This is a genomic window from Flavobacterium sp. SP2 (assembly GCF_057626655.1).
On the sequence record NZ_JBVHBT010000004.1, the window covers coordinates 319,652 to 336,664 of the forward strand.

Consider the following 17,013-nt stretch of genomic DNA (forward strand, 5'->3'; position numbering starts at 1 on the left):
TATTTTATGTCTGATAATCAAATAATAACCACTTTATTTTTAACATTTTTAAAAACCGCGCTGTCTTTTGGCTTCAAAAAGAAGAATTGCCGCTGCAACTGATACATTCATGCTGTCAATTTCACCTTGCATTGGAATAATGATATTTTGTGTTGCTTGTTCGCGCCAAGGTTGTGTAAGTCCTGTTGCTTCGGTTCCAACAACAAGCGCCGTAGGTTGCGTGTAATCTTGGGTATGATAAAAAGTTGAATTTTGCAGCGTTGCGCTATAAATAGCGATGTTATTTTTCTTTAAAAATTCGATAACTTCTTCGGTTGTACCAGTTGCTATTTGATTGGTAAACAAGCAGCCAACACTTGATCTAATGTTGTTCGGATTATAAAAGTCGGTTTTTGGGTTGGCTATAATTACGGCATCAATTTTGGCTGCATCGCAGGTACGCAACATGGCACCAATATTTCCTGGTTTTTCGATACCTTCGGCAACCAGTAGTAATGGATTTTTAGATAATTTTAAATCGGCTAATAGTAATGATTTGGTTTTAGCAACAGCAATAATACCTTCTGTGGTATCGCGATAAGCCAATTTTTGATACACTTCTTTGTTGATTTCGATAACATCTACCGTTGCTTTTGAAAATTTTGTTACTTCATTTTCAGAAACCAATTCAGGTAAAAATAAAATGGTTGCGATATCGTAATTGCCTTTTATAGCCAATTCAATTTCGCGTTTTCCTTCAATTAAAAAAGTTCCAGATTGTTTTCTAGCTTTCGATTTTTCCTGAAGCAGTACCAGTGACTTTATAAACGAATTTTGTATTGAAGTTATTTGTTTCAAAGGATTTTTCTAAGAATTATTAGGTAGCGAAGTTACTCACTTTTTTTAAAATTACAATTTACTTTGTAAAATACAACCAACCAACTAAGGGCTGTGGAAAGTTGATATCATTTAAATTTATCAAATAATAATACGTTCCTTTAGGCGAATTATTATCGTCAAAACGGAAGTTTTCATTTGAAAAACCATCCCAATCTGGTGTGTTGTGGTTTCCAGTCCAAACTAGTTTTCCCCATCGATTGTAAATTTCAATTTCGAAATTTAGAAAAATATTGCGCAATCCTTTGACAAAAAAACTATCGTTGAAGCCATCATTATTAGCCGAAACATAGTTGTATACTGTTGGAGGACAATTTTTTGTAGTAAGCAAGAAAGAAGTAATGGTATAACAATTCTCATCTTGCACCCGAATGAATATTGATTTTGGAGTTGCCGTAGCCGTATAATTGGTAGCATTTAAAATTGGATTGACCTGATTTTCGGCATCTTCTTGCGTTCCATAAAATCCATGAAAGGTTTGATTTGAATTTGCTAAAACAAGTGTGCTATAATTTTCAAAATCAAATGTTCCTGCTGTTAAGCCTTCATTGCAACTTACTAACGGTTGGAGTTCATTGACTGTAGGTGGAATAAAAAACGAGAAATTTTCTGAGAATGTATTGTTGTTTTCCACAAGTTCGGTTCTGATTCCGGAGCCAGTTCCAACATCATCGACTACGAATGTAAGTTCAAAATCATTAGGAATAGCATCAGGAATTACTAGTGTGATTGATGTGGTGTAACTTTCATCTATTTCAATTGGTAATGTAGTTTCATCGTATCCTATTAAAATTCCATTAGCATAAATGGCTATTGGCGTTCCACTTAAAAGAACGTTGGTCGAATTGAGATTAGAAACAGTATACTCCATAGTAATGGTACGAGAATTACATTGTTGGTTGATGTTGTTTATAGCAATTGTCGCATCTGGTAACTGGCTGTTCAGTTTGGTGACGATGGTGTTAATCATAACAAAATCTTGGCCAGATGTTAGATTAATAGTGGCGCTGGAATCACCAATATTAATATTATTTTGAATATTATACACATCCAAATCCATATTGTATAAAGTAGTCGAACCAGTATAGCTATTGGTTCCATTGAAAGCATTGTTGTTTGGATTCAGTGGTGGATTTCCAATTAAATTATTATTAATATATAATGATTCAGAAACTTGAATGTTGCGATCGCCTTCCCAAGCAACAAATCCTATTCGAGCATTAGCATTGTCAATTACATTTAAACTGTTCAATGTAATACTCAGCGATACTTCTGGCGGATTTTGAATAGAAATAGGAATACTTTGTAAACCATCGTAAACATTCAATTGATTGAGTGGCAAACTCGCATTTTCATAAACGATAACCAACGCCCAACCGGCAAAATTTGTTCCATTGCTACAATAGTCTAACGGATTTAGAAAGCTAGATACATCTAGTTCTGAAAGTGTATACAATCCGTTTCCAATGGCTTGAACTTGCGCCGTTACATTTGTGAAAGCACTAAAAAATGGTTTTCCTGTACTGGGTTGTGCATGCGAGAAAGTTCTTTGGGCGACCACATTTTGACCGTTTAGTTTTACGTTAAAATCGCCAGTTCCAGAACCAGCCCAATACAAGTAAGCCGCAATAATGTTATCATTAGAATTAAGTGTTAAACTTTCAGAAGAACTGGTTAAAATTAAACACGGATCGTTCGCTCCATTTTCAGCAACATTCATGGTATTTCCAACAAAAGTGAAATCGTATCGCCCATTAAATTGTTGGTACAACGAAACATTTTGTGCGAAAACCGAACAAAAACTTGCGCTAACAATACTAAAAAGTAAACAAAGTAGTTTTAATTTCACAAATTCAATTTCATAGAATGTTTAAAATTAAGGATTTATTTTGAAATAGAAACAATTTTAAAAATGGATTTATTTTTTTGATTTGATAAATAAAAGTGTAATTTTCCGATGTTTTAAAAATACCCAGTGCAAGACTACCAAGTACGATTATATAAAAAAGAAGATTTTTTAATTTGGAATACTTTTATAAGTAGTGCCAAAAACGCTACATTTTTGTTTCATCGTGATTTTATGGAATACCATAGCGATCGATTTGAAGACTTTTCGCTTTTGGTATTTGATGCTGAAAAGTTGGTTGCAGTTGTACCAGCTAATAGAGTAGGGAATGCTGTTTTTTCACATTACGGATTGACTTACGGCGGTTTGATTTTGAATGAGAAAACCAAACTAAAAACATCCATTATAGTTTTTAGAAGTATTTTGTTTTTTTTGCACGAACATCAAATGGAAACAATTACGTTCAAAATGTTGCCAGCGTTTTATTCGAATTATTTTTCTGATGAATTGGCGTATTGTTTGTTTTTAGTAAATGCTAAAATAATTCGTGCCGATGCACTTTCAACAATTGATTTGACCAAACCTTATTTTATATCAAAAACCAGAAAAGAAAGTATTCGACGTGGTATAAAAAATGAATTAGTTATTAAGGAAGAGCTTGAATTTGAATTGTTTTGGAACCAAATATTAATTCCGAATTTAGATAGGAAGCACGACGTTAAACCTGTTCATTCTGTTGATGAAATTATGAAATTGCAGAAAAAATTCCCTGAAAATATCAGACATTTTAATGTATATCATGGAGATAAAATTGTGGCAGGAACAACAGTTTTCATTACCGAAAATGTTGCACATCCGCAATATATATCGGGTAATAAAGATAAAAATGAATTGGGAAGTTTAGATTATTTATACCATCATTTGATTACCGAAGTTTTTAAAGATATAAGTTTCTTTGATTTCGGTATTAGCAATGAAAATCAAGGCAGAAACATCAACGAAGGTTTGCTTTTTTGGAAAGAAAGCTTTGGAGCCAAAACCGTAATTCAGCATTTTCAAGAAGTAGAAACAGCCAATTATTATTTGTTAGACACCGTTTTTATATGATTAAGTTTCTCGATTTACAAAAAATAAATTTACAGCATCAAGAGCAATTTCAAGCAAAATTGAAATTGGTTTTGGAGCAAGGATGGTTTATACTTGGTAACGAGGTACAATTGTTTGAACAAAATTTTGCTCAATATTGTGGTACAAAATATTGTATCGGCGTTGGAAATGGCTTGGATGCGTTGGTTTTGATTCTGAAAGGTTACCTACAGCTTGGAAAATTGCACAAAGGCGATGAAGTTTTAGTTCCTGCAAATACCTATATTGCAAGTGTTTTAGCAATTTTAGAAGCAGATTTGGTTCCAGTTTTGGTCGAACCTGATTTGGAAAGTTACACTTTAAATTATAACGAACTAAAACAGAAAATAACGCCAAAAACTAAAGCAATTCTTCCAGTGCATTTGTACGGTCAATTGTGTGAAATGACTGAAATTGATGCGTTTGCAAAGCAATACAATTTACTAGTAATTGAAGACGCTGCGCAAGCTCATGGAGCTAAAATTGGTGAAATTAAAGCAGGAAATTTTTCAGATGCAGCTGCATTTAGCTTTTATCCTGGTAAAAATCTTGGCGCACTTGGAGATGCTGGCGCAATTACTACAAATGATGATGCTTTAGCAAAAGTGCTTTTTTCACTTCGAAATTATGGTTCAGAAAAAAAATATTACAACGAAATTCTAGGTGTAAATTCAAGATTAGACGAAATTCAAGCTGCTTTTTTAAATGTAAAATTACCATTTTTAGACGAGGAAAATTCTAAAAGATGTACCATCGCAAGGCGTTATTTAGCAGAAATAAATAATAACAAAATTGTTTTGCCAGTTTGGGACTTTTCCGACAATCATGTTTTTCACTTATTTGTAATTCGAACTAAAAACCGACAAGAACTACAAGACTATTTAGTAAAAAATGATATTGAAACGGTGATTCATTATCCAATTCCTCCACATAAACAAAAAGCCCTAGAATCTTTTAACGGTAACATTTTTCCAATTACCGAAAAAATACATCAAGAAGTTTTGAGTCTACCGATTAGTCCAATTATGACTGATGTTGAGGTTGATTATGTGATTCAAATTTTAAATAACTATTAATTGAAGATTCCCAAAGAAATACTAACGCGACCTTTGTTTAAAGCTACTTCGCTTAACGGAATTAGTATCTTAATAAAAATTTTAATAGGATTAATTACTTCTAACATCATTGCGAGATTTGCTGGTCCAACTGGTATGGCATTGGTGGGAAATTTAAGAAACTTTTTAACAACTATTGAGTCATTAGCAACATTAGGATTTGAAAATGGTGTTGTAAAATATGTAGCTGAGCATAAAAATAATCCTGAAAAGTTAAAAGAAATTTTGTCTACTGCTTTCATCACCGTTTTTAGTTGTTGTTTGGTTTTGGGTATAATTTTATTGTCCTTTTCAGATTATTTTAATTCCAAGGTTTTTGAAACGCAGTACAATTATGCTTTTGTTTTTAAAACTAGTGCTCTTGCCTTGCCATTTTACATAGGAAACATTTTTATCATTGCAGTTATTAATGGTTTGGATGCGTATAAAAAAGTCATTTATATTACTATCATTGGAAATGTAATCGGATTGATAGTTTCATTTGTATTGATTTGGAATCTAAAAACCGAAGGTGCATTACTATCCATTATCTTAACTCCATCCTTATTATTCATAGTTTCGTTTGTTTTTTTAAATAAAGAAATTAAGCTTTTTAAAAACATTTCGTTTCAATTTTATAATCTAGGGTTTTTAAAGAAAATGTCGTCTTTCTCCTTGATGGCGTTAGTTTCAGGAGTTTTAGGTTCGCTAGTCGTTTTAGTAATCAGAAAAAATATTAGTAGCACTTTAGGTATTGAACAAGCAGGTTTTTGGGAAGCCATGACTAGAATTTCGTCCTACTATTTTTTATTCATCACATCGATGATAAGTATTTATTTCTTTCCGAAAATGTCAATGGCAACAACTAATAACGAAACTAAACAACTTTTTTGGAATTATTACAAAGGCATACTTCCCATTTTTTTGGTAGGTTTACTAGCGGTTTATTTTTTAAGATACATTATAATTCAACTACTTTTTACTAAAGCATTTTTACCGGTTACCACTTTGTTTTTCTGGCAATTGCTAGGCGATTTTTTTAAAGCGGCTGCATTAATTTTAGGGTTTCAATTTTTCGCAAAGAAAATGACAAAAGCGTTTATCATTTCAGAACTAATTTCGTTATTCATTTTGTATGTAAGTAGTACTTATTTACTATCGATTTATGGTATTGAAGGAGTTGTAATGGCACATGCTTTTACCTACGTCATCTATTTTGTTATGTTAAGTGTCTATTTTAGAAAAAGTCTAATTGGTAGCTGATTTCCAAGTAGTTTCGTAACGTTTTGCGATTTCCATAAAATGATGTTCCTTTTCGATAAATGCTCTTGCTTGTTGACCAATTTGTGTAATTTCTGAAGGATTTTCTATTAAAGAGGATATTTTTTTTATCAAATACGCAACATCTGGCAAAGCATTTATTGCAACAGTTTCTGTAAGGTTATAAAAATTTTGAAACTCTTGTTCAGCGCCTGTAAAAACCACTTTTCCTTTTGCCATGGCTTCCAGCGCATTATATCCTTGATCAAAACCATATACTTGATCTAAAATGACATGTGCTTTATTGTATTTTTCGATATATTCTTGATAGGGTAAATTTTGTGCGATGATAATTTCAACTTGATCTGAAAACAAAATCTTAATTTGTTCTACTGCTTTTTCAAAAAACGAAATCCCTTTACTGTAATAAGTTCCGCTGTTAATACCTAAGAAAATACTGATTTTACCTTCAATTGAAAGCCGTTTAAACTTAATTAAATCGGTATTTACAGGATTTGGAATTAATCCTAAAAATTTTGGATGATTTTGAATTGGTGCTAGATAATCTATATCAGATGCAATGACACCAGCAATAGATTTATAAACCAAATTGTGAGTTTTTTTATGATTGTCTTTTAGATAATCAAGTATAAAACCATACTCTTTTTTAGCTTCAGGATTTTCAAAATAGGGTGTCATTACCGAATAACGTTGCTTTTTCTGCATCAAATCCGAAGCAACAAAATAGTCAATACCGCAGGATAATAAAAATAATTTTTTGTTATTTGAAATTATTCGTTTTAATAAAAATCGTTCTAAACTTCCTGTGGTTTGAATCGGTGCTTCATTAATTAATTGAACAACATCAAAGCCTTTCAACCGATTGGAAAATAAGTAAAAGCGAATTCCAATTTCAATTTTAGCACAATCAAATTGAATTATTTTATAAACCAACTTTCTAAAAAAGGAACCCAATTTAGATTCAAAAAATCGAGGTTTCGTACTTAAATCGGCTGGATAATTCTTAAATCCATCACCATTAGCAATAAGAATAACTTCATGACCCAGTTCGCGCAAGCCTTCTTTGAGCGAATTGTGCAACCTACTGTATTCACCTATTAATAATATTCTCACTTATTGTTTATATTTGTTGCTAAAATAGTTAAAATTGAGCGTTTCCACTACTACACGATTCAAAATTTGCATAGTATCTGACCAATTGGCTACTGGTGGAGCTGAGCGGTGTTCGGCACTTTTGTCCATTTTTTTTGAGGAAAATAATTGCGACGTGCATCATGTAATTGTAGTTGATAAAGTCGAATATGAATTTGCTGGGAAGTTGCTGAATTTGGGTAAATTAAAAAACAATTCTAATTCTATTTTCAATAAAGCCAAACGACTTTTCGTACTTCGTGATTTTTTTAATACTCATGCTTTCAATTTTATCATTGATACCCGAGTGAAACGATTTCAATGGCAGGAATTTTGGATTGCGAATTATGTTTTTAATGCTCCTTTGTTAGTTATAGTTCATAGTTTTATGACCGATATGTATTTTCCTAAAAGCTATTTTTTGGCTCAGAAAATCTATAAAAATGCATTCAAAATCATAACCGTTTCTAAAGCAATTGAAAACAAAGTGGTTGAAATGTACAACTATCAAAATTGCACAACCATCCATAATCCGATTGATTTAGAATATATTTCTGAAAAGGTAAAACAGCCAATTACCGAAAACTTTAAATTTATTTTAGCAGTTGGTACTATGAATTCCGACGTGAAGCAATTTGATAAATTAATACATTGTTACGCAAAATCTGATTTGCCAAATCAAAAAATAAAGCTACTAATTTTGGGCGACGGACATTTAAAATCAAACTACATTGAGCTTACAAAAATTTTAAAAATGCAAGATAATGTAGATTTTAAAGGAACAATAGAATATCCATTTCCCTATTATCACAATGCCTTGTTTACCGTTTTATCTAGCCGAAATGAAGGTTTTCCTAATGTAATTCTCGAATCTTTAGCTTGCGAAACTCCAGTAATTGCCTTTGATTGTGAATCGGGTCCAAATGAAATTATTAGGAATAGAGAAAACGGAATTCTAGTAGAAAATCAAAACGAAATTGCATTGATAAACGCCATGAACGAAATGGTTTTTGACGAAAAATTGTATTATCATTGTAAGACCAATGCCAAAATGAGTGTAGCACAATTTTCTCTAGATAGAATAGGAGCACAGTGGTTGCAATTGATGAAAATGAAAACAGTATGAACATAGAAATTATCGACATTCCGAAAATTGAAAATCCAAACGGTAACATTGCAATTATTGAAAATAATGTAATTCCGTTTCCCATAAAACGCGTGTATTATTTGTTTGATGTACCAAGTTCGGCGCAACGTGGTGGACATGCTCATAAAAATTTGAAACAGATTTTAATTGCACTTTCGGGAAGTTTTGATGTAGTTTTAAAAGATGGTAAAACCGAGAAAAAAGTGACTTTAAACAAACCTGACAAAGGACTTTTAATTGAATCGAACATTTGGAGAGAATTGGAAAATTTTTCGTCTGGAAGTGTTTGTTTGGTTTTAGCGTCAGCTGTTTTTGACGAGCAAGATTATATTCGAGATTACAATGATTTTTTAGATTATTTATAAATGTCAACTTCAAAAACATACATCTCTGTTGGCGATTTTATCGATGTTTATCATAAAATAAGGCAAGTAGGATTACCAAAACTCCTTTCTAAATTTAAGTTTTCTAGTTCGGCACGAATTACTTCTAAGTGGGATTCTTATGTTTCAAAGTCGGATTTTTGGCTCATTCCTGATATTCAAAAACGATGGAATAAAAAGATTTCTGGTGATGAAAATACCATTTATGAAGCGTATGTATGTACCAAATATTTTGCAGGGCAAAGCAATTTAAAGTTGTTGTCTATTGGATGTGGCGAAGGATTGCATGATCGGAATTTTGCCAAACATTCATGCTTTTCACAAATTGATGCCATCGATATTTCACAAGGAAGTATTCAGAAAGCCATTGAAAAAGCAGCTCGAGAAAATCTGAAAATCAATTATTTTGTTGGCGATTTTAAATCGGTGAACTTTGAAAAAGAAGCATATGATGTGATTTTGTTCGATTCAAGTTTGCACCATTTTTCGGATGTAAAAGCTACTTTAGAACAAGATGTTAAACCACTTTTAAAAGAAAATGGAAAAGTAGTAGTTTTTGAATATTGTGGACCAAATAGATTGCAATATACTTCGAAACAATTGCAAAAAGCCAACGAAATATTGCAATCATTACCTAAAAAGTACAAATTGTTGTATGACAATACATCCTATAAAAACAAAGTATATCGACCTGGATTAGTGCGAATGTTTTTGGTTGATCCTTCGGAAGCACCAGATTCTTCGGCAATTCCTTCAAGTGTAAATGCTGTATTTCAAAAGTTAGAAGAGCACCAATTAGGCTGGAATATTTTGCACATTTTATTAAAAGGTATTTCACACAATTTTATTAATGATGAACCAGAAACTAAGGAATTATTACATAAATTATTTCTTGAAGAAGATCAATTTGTGTTAAAAGAAAATTGTTCGGATGCTATTTTTGGCGTTTATCAAAAATAATTTTATTTAAAACTAGTAAGTTGAACACCTTTTTGCATCAAAAATAATTTTACTTTTTTTATTGATTTATAAATAGAAACGGGCATTTTAAGTAAAATTTTTTGCCTGAAAGTTAAATTGTTGTGATCGATGTTTTTGGTGTAGTTTTTAAATTTTTCTGTATTTAGAAGCTTGTAATTTATGCCGATGCTGTACCGTTGAAAATCTAAAAACTTTTGAAGCGATTTGTTATTTTTCGCAAGATTTTCATATTGGTTTAAATCGGGTACTACTTTTTTTTCAAAATTTGAATTGGTAATTTGATTTTCAGAGAATAGTATATATTGCGCCAACGGTTGGTTACAATATGCCAATTTAAAAGTACTGTTAGCACGAATATTGAAATCGATGTCTTCTCCAAAAGTTATTTTTTCATCGAAATATCCAACAGTTTCAAAAACTTCCTTAGAAAAGCAAACGCTTGAAAAACAGTAAATTGGGTAATATAAATTGGCTTTAAAATAGTCATCAATTATAAAATTATTTTGATTTTCTTTGCTTGAAATGTTTTTGAGATTCGGAAGTATTTTTCCGTTTTTATAGATCATTTCAAAATCGGTTCCAAAAATATCCGCTTCTTGAAATGTTTCAATAAGTTGCAGAATTGAAGATAAAAAATTTGTTTTCCAAAGATCGTCAGCGTCTAAAAACACAATATAATTTCCTGCGGCATTTTTGATTCCTGTATTTCGAGCTGCCGATAATCCTTTGTTCGTATCGTGTTGTATAAGTTTTAGATTTGGAACATTCAGCTCCATAATTTTATCTTGGCTAGCATCTGTTGAGCAGTCGTTTACTACAATAATTTCATAATCCAAAAAAGTTTGATTCAAGACACTTTTCAATGTATCTTGAATAAAATTCTCTTTATTGAACAGCGGAATTACGATAGAAAAAAAGACCATTTTTAGATTTTACTATTCTTAATGTAACAAAGATAACCAATTCTATATACATTGAACAGGAATAGCGATGGTCGAGCAGAAATCAAATTGGAAACCATTTTACCCTTAAAAATTTTGAAATACAGAGCGAAAAAAAAGGTCAGTTTATACTTTTCAATGTTGTGAAAAAGATTTAAAATTGAAATGAATTTTGGGTCAATTTTTTTATCTTGATGTAGTTTCAATAGATTTTCCAAACTTTTTTTAGTTTTCACCAAAAAGGCTTCACTTGTATCAATATCAAGGTGTTCTATGGGATTATCAATGTGTTTTACTTTAAAATTAGTTTGGCTTATTTGATAGGCCAACAAAGTATCTTCGTGTCCGTATTGTTTTAAAGTTTCATCAAATCGTAGTGTTTCAAATTTAGATTTTCTAAAATAAGTATTATTGAATAGAATGGTTTTGTAAAAATATTGATTTCGTTTTTCTGCCGATTTATCTTCTACAAATTTGCCATAACTCCATCTTAATTTTTTGGAATCAGCAGGACAGTTTTCAGGATGTACGCGACCACCATGCACGATATCATTAATTTCTAATTCAGGAAGGTAATTGTTAATATAATGATTGTCAATAACTTTTGAATCGCCGTCGATAAAAAGCAAATGCTCATAATTTGATTTGCGTACCAAAGTATTTCGAATGGCACTATGGCCAATATTTTCATCTAACGCTACAAAAGTACAATTTGAAAGTTCATTTATTTTTTGATTTACAACGTTATGTTCTGATTTCGAACCATCATCAATTGTGCGTATTTCAAATACAATAGTAGCCTCAATACATTGACGATGCAATTCATGAACTAAGTCATAAATTGGGTAATTGTAAGTTGGTATCAGTATCGAAAGCATTATTCTGTAATTTTTAAAAGATGAAATTTTGCGAAGTATAAAAATACTACAATTACCATCAAAAATTCAAAAGGGAAACTAAATCTCGAATTGGTTCCATACACAACAGCAGCTTGAAGTAGTGCGGCTGCTACAATGATTGTGGTTAAAATTAATGATGTTGAACAAATTTTATCTTTTAAGAATTTCACTAAGGTAAAAGGAATGGTAAGTAAAAAAAGTATTTTGAATAATCGTAACACATAATGTTGCATTTCCCAAACGAATGAAAAGGAATTTTGGTATTGCGTAGTTTTAAAATTCTCTAAATTCCAACAAATGGACGTACGCCAAAAATCCCAAAAAGAGATTCCTATTTGACAGAAATAATCTTTAGGATTTGCTTTTATTGTTGCATTACTAAAGTTGTTCAATTCGTTGGATAATTCTAAAAAATCAAATCCAGTTTGGGACAACAATTCATCGTAAGCACGCCATATAGTCATGCTGATATTACCGTTATTTTGAATTTCTTGTGTTCGGTATTTGACATATATTTTGCTTATTTTTTCATATTTTGCTGGTGCTTTTTCGGCAAATGAAACGCACACTTGAGCTTTATTAAATCCAAAATAGGTTGTGGGAACAAAATAACCTGTATTGATTTTATTTACATACGACCAACCCAAAAAAGCAATCATTGGGAAAACTAGAAGTACAATACGACGTGAAATAATTTTTTTTAAATCGAAATTTTTGATGATTGTAAAACCATAAATTATAAAAGGGATAAAAATGTAAAAAGGCTTCGTTAGTACTAATATGCCAAGCAGAATTCCGAGAAGAATATCTTTATAAATCAATTTATTAGAAAAATAATCATCAATTAAGATATAGGCTATAGCATGAATTAAAAATAGCGTTACTGATTCAGTCAAAATTGAGGTTTCATAAAAAATTACATGAAGTAACGAACTGAAAAAGAGACTTAATATAACCGCAAAAACCGTCTTGAAGTGAAGTAATTTTAAAATTTTAAAAACTAAAATACTGTTGATTAGTCCTAAAATCATTTGAAAGTAAACAACAAAATTTAAATTATTATTTACTAAAAATAAAAGGAATGGATATCCAGGTGATCGTTCTCCGTTATAACCGGATAATGAACCAGACGCAAGCTTTTGTGAAAGTTCCAAATACCCTTCAGAATCTGGAAATAATGATGCTTGGTTGTAAATTAATAAAATACTGATTTTTATAAGAATACAACAAACAAGTAAAATGGATTTTGGGTAGTAATTAATAAAATTTAAAAATGATTTCCACATGTTTATCCTTTATTAATAATCTCGAAATTAAAGTGAGCGCTGTACGACTTCAAAAATTGAACCGTCTTCACATTTCAAAGTTTTTGAAGGATATTTCATCAATAATGCGTAATCATGTGTTGCCATTATGATTGTTTTGCCCAACTGATTTATCGATTTCAAAACTTCTAAAACTTCGGTACTCGTTTGCGGATCAAGATTTCCTGTTGGTTCATCAGCCAAAATAAATTCGGGATCATTTAGCAAAGCTCTAGCAATTGCGACTCTTTGTTGTTCACCACCAGAAAGTTGATGGGGCATTTTGTTGGCAAATCCTTTCATACCTACTTTATCCAAAACTTCATCTATTTTCAATTGCATTTCTGCGGTATCAGTCCAGCCAGTTGCTTTTAAAACAAACAGCATGTTGTTGCTAATATTTCGATCTGGAAGTAATTGAAAATCCTGAAAAACAATTCCGATTTTTCGTCTCAAATAGGGAATATCTTTTTCTTTTAAAGTGGCCAAATCAAATTCTACAATGTGACCTTCGCCTTCAGTTAAAGGTAAGTCGCCGTAGAGCGTTTTCATAAAACTACTTTTTCCCGATCCTGTTTTTCCAATTATATAAATAAATTCACCATGATTTACCTCTAGATTTACCTGAGATAAAATCACTTTATTTTCTTGATAAATGGTAACATTTTGTAAAGACAATACTGGTTGTGACATAGGAAATTTTGTTTATTGGGTAAAAGTAAGAATTTTAGATATTAGATATAGGATTTTAGATATTAAAATTTAGTAATAACCAACTTTAAAACTTAGTTACTTGATTATTATTGTTTAAGCATTTTTTAATATTTAATATCTAGATTTTAAAAGTCAATATTGCATTGTTAAGAACAATGTTTATAATAAAACTAAAGTAACGCTCGTTATAACTAGTATAATTCTATTTTTGAGAGATTAATAAAACACAAGACAATGCAAAAAATCAAAGCGCTTATTTTACTGAATTTATTGATGATTTTTACGGCTGTAAATGCGCAAAAATCTGAAATTTACAATCAGCAATTTTCCGATTATGAGAAAGCCATTTCGTTGTATAATGATAAACAATATTTGTCGTCTCAAATTTTATTTGACAAGGTGAAACAAGACAATAAAAATGAAGAGGTTCAGGCTGATTGTAGTTATTACATTGCTTTTTGCGCCATCAAGTTAGAGCAAAATAATGCCGACCAACTGATGGAAGATTTTGTTGCCGATTATCCCACAAGTACCAAACAAAATCAAGCTTTTATTGGTGTTTCGCAGTACTATTTTGAACAAGGAAATTATCCAAAAGCATTAGAATATTTTGATAAAGTTGACGAAAGTGGCCTGACTTATGAAGAAATGGAGCGCTACAATTTTCAAAAAGGATATGCCTATTTTTCGGCAAACAAAAAGAAAGAAGCTACCAATTATTTTAACAAAGTTTCCAATTCCAAAGATTACGGTTCGCAAGCCAAATATTATTTAGGGTTTATGGCCTATGATAAAGACGATTATAAAGAAGCAAGCAAGTATTTTGACCAAGTTTCTGGAGAGGAAAAATACAAAGAAAAACTGTCTTATTTTCAGGCAGATATGAACTTCAAGCTAGGTAATTTTCAAAAAGCTATTGATTTGGGAAAAGCTGCTATGGCAAAATCCAATGCTTTAGAAAAATCAGAATTGAATAAAATCATCGGTGAAAGTTATTTTAATCAAAAAAAATACAATGAAGCGCTTCCGTATTTGAAGGAATATAAAGGTAAAAAAGGAAAATGGAACAACACCGATTTTTATCAATTAGGCTACACGTATTACCAACAGAAAGAGTACGAAAATGCTATCGCACAATTCAATAAAATAATTGATGGAAAAGACTTTGTAGCGCAAAATGCTTATTACCACCTTGGTGAAAGTTACATGAAATTGGATAAAAAGCAAGAAGCTCTTAACGCTTTTAAAAATGCATCCGAAATGGATTTTGATTTGAAAATTCAGGAAGATGCCAATCTCAATTATGCCAAAATTAGTTATGAAATAGGCAACTCCTATCAAAGTGTACCCGATGTTTTGTCGGCTTTTTTATCTAAATATCCGAATTCACCGAGTAAAAGTGAGATTGAAAATTTATTGATTAATTCGTACATCACTTCTAAAAATTATATTGGTGCACTGGCTTTATTAGAAAAAAATAAAAATCCAGAAAATAGGTTGGCTTATCAAAAAGTTACTTTTTATCGTGGTCTCGAATTGTTTACCGATGGAAAGTATCAAGATGCTCAAAAAATGTTTGTAAAATCTGTTAAGGAACAAAAAGACGCACGATTTACTGCTCGCGCAACTTTTTGGAAAGCAGAATCAGAATATGTTTTAGACAATTTCAATGAAGCTTTATTGAGTTTTAAACAATTTGAAGGCATGTCGGAAGCTAAAAATACACCTGAATATAAAAACTTAAAATACAACATTGCTTACTGTTATTTCAAGCAAAAGGAGTACGAGCAATCAGGAAATTATTTTGAAACTTTTATTACAACGGTTAAAGACGATAAAATTCGTTTGAACGATGCTTATCTAAGATTGGGTGACAGCCGATTTGTGACTTCTAAATATTGGCCTGCAATGGATGCTTACAACAAAGCCATCGAATTGAAAAGTGTTGATGCCGATTATGCTGCGTATCAAAAAGCAATTAGTTATGGTTTTGTGAGTAAAAATGATAAGAAAATTGAAGATTTTACTAAGTTTTTACAAAACTTCAAATCGTCTCAATACCGTGACGATGCCTTGTTTGAACTTGCCAATACTTACGTTGCCGAAAATAAAACAGATTTGGCTATTAAAACCTACGACCAATTGTTGAATGAGTTCAAAAATGGTTCTTATGCTTCTAAGGCAGTTTTACGCCAAGGTTTGGTGTATTACAATGCTAGTAAAGACGACCAAGCTATAGCAAAATTTAAAAAAGTAGCTGCTGATTATCCAAGAACACCAGAAGCCTTGGAAGCCGTTTCAACAGCAAGATTAATTTATGTTGATAATGGTAAAGTAGACGAGTATGCATCTTGGGTTAGAACCTTAGATTTTGTTGAAGTTTCTGACGCCGAATTGGATAACGACACTTATGAAGCTGCAGAAAAACAGTATTTACAGAATAATACCAAGCAAGCTATTTCAACTTTAAGTGGGTATTTAAGTAAGTTTCCAAACGGAATTCACAGTCTTAAAGCCAATTTTTATTTGGCGCAATCCTATTATGCAGATGGTTTAGAAAACAACGCAGTAGCGAATTATGAGAATGTAGTTGCCAAATCTAGAAGCGAATATACCGAGCAATCTTTGGCTAGATTATGCGAAATTTATTTGAAGACAGATAATTTTTCGAAAGCAATTCCAGTTTTAAAACGATTGGAAACGGAAGCCGATTTTCCTCAAAATGTAACCTTTGCACAAGCCAATTTAATGCGTGCTTATTACGGTCAAAAGGATTATCCAAATTCTGTAATTTATGCCGACAAAGTTCTAGCCAATACTAAAACCGACAATAAAGTAAAAAGTGATGCACAAATTATTGTGGCTCGTTCTGCGATAAAAGCTGGCGATGAAGAAAAAGCGAAAATTGCTTATGCTAAGTTGCTTACAATTGCTAAAGGAGAATTGGCCGCAGAAGCTTTATTTTATGATGCATATTTCAAAAACAAAGAAGGAAAGTTTGCTGAGTCCAATAAAACGGTTCAAAAAATTGCCAAAGAATATTCAGGATACAAATATTTTGGAGCGAAGAGTCTTGTAGTGATGGCCAAAAATTATTACGGTTTAAAAGACAATTATCAGTCGACTTCAATATTATCAAGTGTAATTGAAAATTTTGCCGAATATGCAGATGTAATAACAGAAGCACAAACTGAATTAGACAGAATAAAAACTGAGGAAGCCAAAACGAATTCGTCGATTGAGAAATAAAACCGACAGATAATAGACTGATAGATGATAGACTTGTAGAAA

General features: G+C 31.5%; 14 protein-coding genes. 7 read left to right on the forward strand and 7 right to left on the reverse strand.

Annotated elements, in window-relative coordinates:
• Positions 1 to 48 precede the first annotated feature (48 nt).
• Positions 49 to 837 carry a TrmH family RNA methyltransferase gene (locus tag ACZ098_RS10880; RefSeq protein ID WP_487311769.1) on the reverse strand — a complete coding sequence of 263 codons (789 nt, stop codon included), beginning with the start codon at positions 835 to 837 and terminating at the stop codon, positions 49 to 51.
• Positions 838 to 895: 58 nt separating this feature from the next.
• Complete coding sequence (locus tag ACZ098_RS10885) at positions 896 to 2,725, reverse strand: T9SS type B sorting domain-containing protein (protein WP_487311770.1); 1,830 nt, start codon at positions 2,723 to 2,725, stop codon at positions 896 to 898.
• 126 nt (positions 2,726 to 2,851) lie between these two features.
• On the opposite strand from ACZ098_RS10885, the gene ACZ098_RS10890 reads away from it, so the two are divergent.
• Genes ACZ098_RS10890 through ACZ098_RS10900 form a run of 3 tightly spaced genes read left to right on the forward strand, consistent with a single transcriptional unit; the run spans position 2,852 to position 6,204 of the window.
• Complete coding sequence (locus ACZ098_RS10890) at positions 2,852 to 3,829, forward strand: GNAT family N-acetyltransferase (protein WP_487311771.1); 978 nt, start codon at positions 2,852 to 2,854, stop codon at positions 3,827 to 3,829.
• Positions 3,826 to 4,923 (forward strand): DegT/DnrJ/EryC1/StrS family aminotransferase, encoded by a 1,098-nt coding sequence (locus ACZ098_RS10895; protein ID WP_487311772.1) that lies wholly within the window; start codon positions 3,826 to 3,828, stop codon positions 4,921 to 4,923. The genes ACZ098_RS10890 and ACZ098_RS10895 overlap by 4 nt, the downstream gene beginning before the upstream one ends.
• Positions 4,924 to 6,204, forward strand: a complete 1,281-nt coding sequence (locus tag ACZ098_RS10900) for an O-antigen translocase (protein ID WP_487311773.1) — start codon at positions 4,924 to 4,926, stop codon at positions 6,202 to 6,204.
• On the opposite strand, the gene ACZ098_RS10905 is transcribed toward ACZ098_RS10900, so the two are convergent.
• On the reverse strand, positions 6,190 to 7,335 hold the full coding sequence (locus tag ACZ098_RS10905) for a glycosyltransferase (protein ID WP_487311774.1): 1,146 nt from the start codon (positions 7,333 to 7,335) through the stop codon (positions 6,190 to 6,192). The two genes, ACZ098_RS10900 and ACZ098_RS10905, sit on opposite strands and share 15 nt — an antisense overlap.
• Before the next feature lie 34 nt (positions 7,336 to 7,369).
• Here ACZ098_RS10905 and ACZ098_RS10910 point away from each other — a divergent pair, with 34 nt between their 5' ends.
• Genes ACZ098_RS10910 through ACZ098_RS10920 form a run of 3 tightly spaced genes read left to right on the forward strand, consistent with a single transcriptional unit; the run spans position 7,370 to position 9,843 of the window.
• Complete coding sequence (locus ACZ098_RS10910) at positions 7,370 to 8,479, forward strand: glycosyltransferase (protein WP_487311775.1); 1,110 nt, start codon at positions 7,370 to 7,372, stop codon at positions 8,477 to 8,479.
• Complete coding sequence (locus tag ACZ098_RS10915; protein ID WP_487311776.1) at positions 8,476 to 8,865, forward strand: sugar 3,4-ketoisomerase; 390 nt, start codon at positions 8,476 to 8,478, stop codon at positions 8,863 to 8,865. The genes ACZ098_RS10910 and ACZ098_RS10915 overlap by 4 nt, the downstream gene beginning before the upstream one ends.
• Positions 8,866 to 9,843, forward strand: coding sequence for a class I SAM-dependent methyltransferase (locus ACZ098_RS10920; protein WP_487311777.1), 978 nt, complete (start codon positions 8,866 to 8,868; stop codon positions 9,841 to 9,843).
• Between the two features lie 2 nt (positions 9,844 to 9,845).
• On the opposite strand, the gene ACZ098_RS10925 is transcribed toward ACZ098_RS10920, so the two are convergent.
• Genes ACZ098_RS10925 through ACZ098_RS10940 form a run of 4 tightly spaced genes read right to left on the reverse strand, consistent with a single transcriptional unit; the run spans position 9,846 to position 13,701 of the window.
• Positions 9,846 to 10,787: a glycosyltransferase family 2 protein gene (locus ACZ098_RS10925; protein WP_487311778.1), complete on the reverse strand. Its 942-nt coding sequence runs from the start codon at positions 10,785 to 10,787 to the stop codon at positions 9,846 to 9,848.
• 2 nt (positions 10,788 to 10,789) lie between these two features.
• Positions 10,790 to 11,683 carry a glycosyltransferase family 2 protein gene (locus ACZ098_RS10930; protein WP_487311779.1) on the reverse strand — a complete coding sequence of 298 codons (894 nt, stop codon included), beginning with the start codon at positions 11,681 to 11,683 and terminating at the stop codon, positions 10,790 to 10,792.
• The gene (locus tag ACZ098_RS10935; protein ID WP_487311780.1) at positions 11,683 to 12,990 is read right to left on the reverse strand and encodes a phospholipid carrier-dependent glycosyltransferase; all 1,308 of its coding nucleotides are present in this window, start codon (positions 12,988 to 12,990) and stop codon (positions 11,683 to 11,685) included. Before ACZ098_RS10935 ends, ACZ098_RS10930 begins: the two co-directional genes overlap by 1 nt.
• 27 nt (positions 12,991 to 13,017) lie before the next feature.
• Complete coding sequence (locus ACZ098_RS10940) at positions 13,018 to 13,701, reverse strand: cell division ATP-binding protein FtsE (protein WP_487311781.1); 684 nt, start codon at positions 13,699 to 13,701, stop codon at positions 13,018 to 13,020.
• Between the two features lie 255 nt (positions 13,702 to 13,956).
• On the opposite strand from ACZ098_RS10940, the gene ACZ098_RS10945 reads away from it, so the two are divergent.
• Positions 13,957 to 16,971, forward strand: coding sequence for a tetratricopeptide repeat protein (locus tag ACZ098_RS10945; protein WP_487311782.1), 3,015 nt, complete (start codon positions 13,957 to 13,959; stop codon positions 16,969 to 16,971).
• Positions 16,972 to 17,013: the final 42 nt, after the last annotated feature.

Coding starts and splice junctions, on each gene's coding strand:
- ACZ098_RS10940 (WP_487311781.1), bottom strand. CDS start 13,701: ATGTCACAACCAGTATTGTCTTTACAAAATGTTACCATTTATCAAGAA.
- ACZ098_RS10895 (WP_487311772.1), top strand. CDS start 3,826: ATGATTAAGTTTCTCGATTTACAAAAAATAAATTTACAGCATCAAGAG.
- ACZ098_RS10930 (WP_487311779.1), bottom strand. CDS start 11,683: ATGCTTTCGATACTGATACCAACTTACAATTACCCAATTTATGACTTA.
- ACZ098_RS10935 (WP_487311780.1), bottom strand. CDS start 12,990: ATGTGGAAATCATTTTTAAATTTTATTAATTACTACCCAAAATCCATT.
- ACZ098_RS10920 (WP_487311777.1), top strand. CDS start 8,866: ATGTCAACTTCAAAAACATACATCTCTGTTGGCGATTTTATCGATGTT.
- ACZ098_RS10945 (WP_487311782.1), top strand. CDS start 13,957: ATGCAAAAAATCAAAGCGCTTATTTTACTGAATTTATTGATGATTTTT.
- ACZ098_RS10915 (WP_487311776.1), top strand. CDS start 8,476: ATGAACATAGAAATTATCGACATTCCGAAAATTGAAAATCCAAACGGT.
- ACZ098_RS10925 (WP_487311778.1), bottom strand. CDS start 10,787: ATGGTCTTTTTTTCTATCGTAATTCCGCTGTTCAATAAAGAGAATTTT.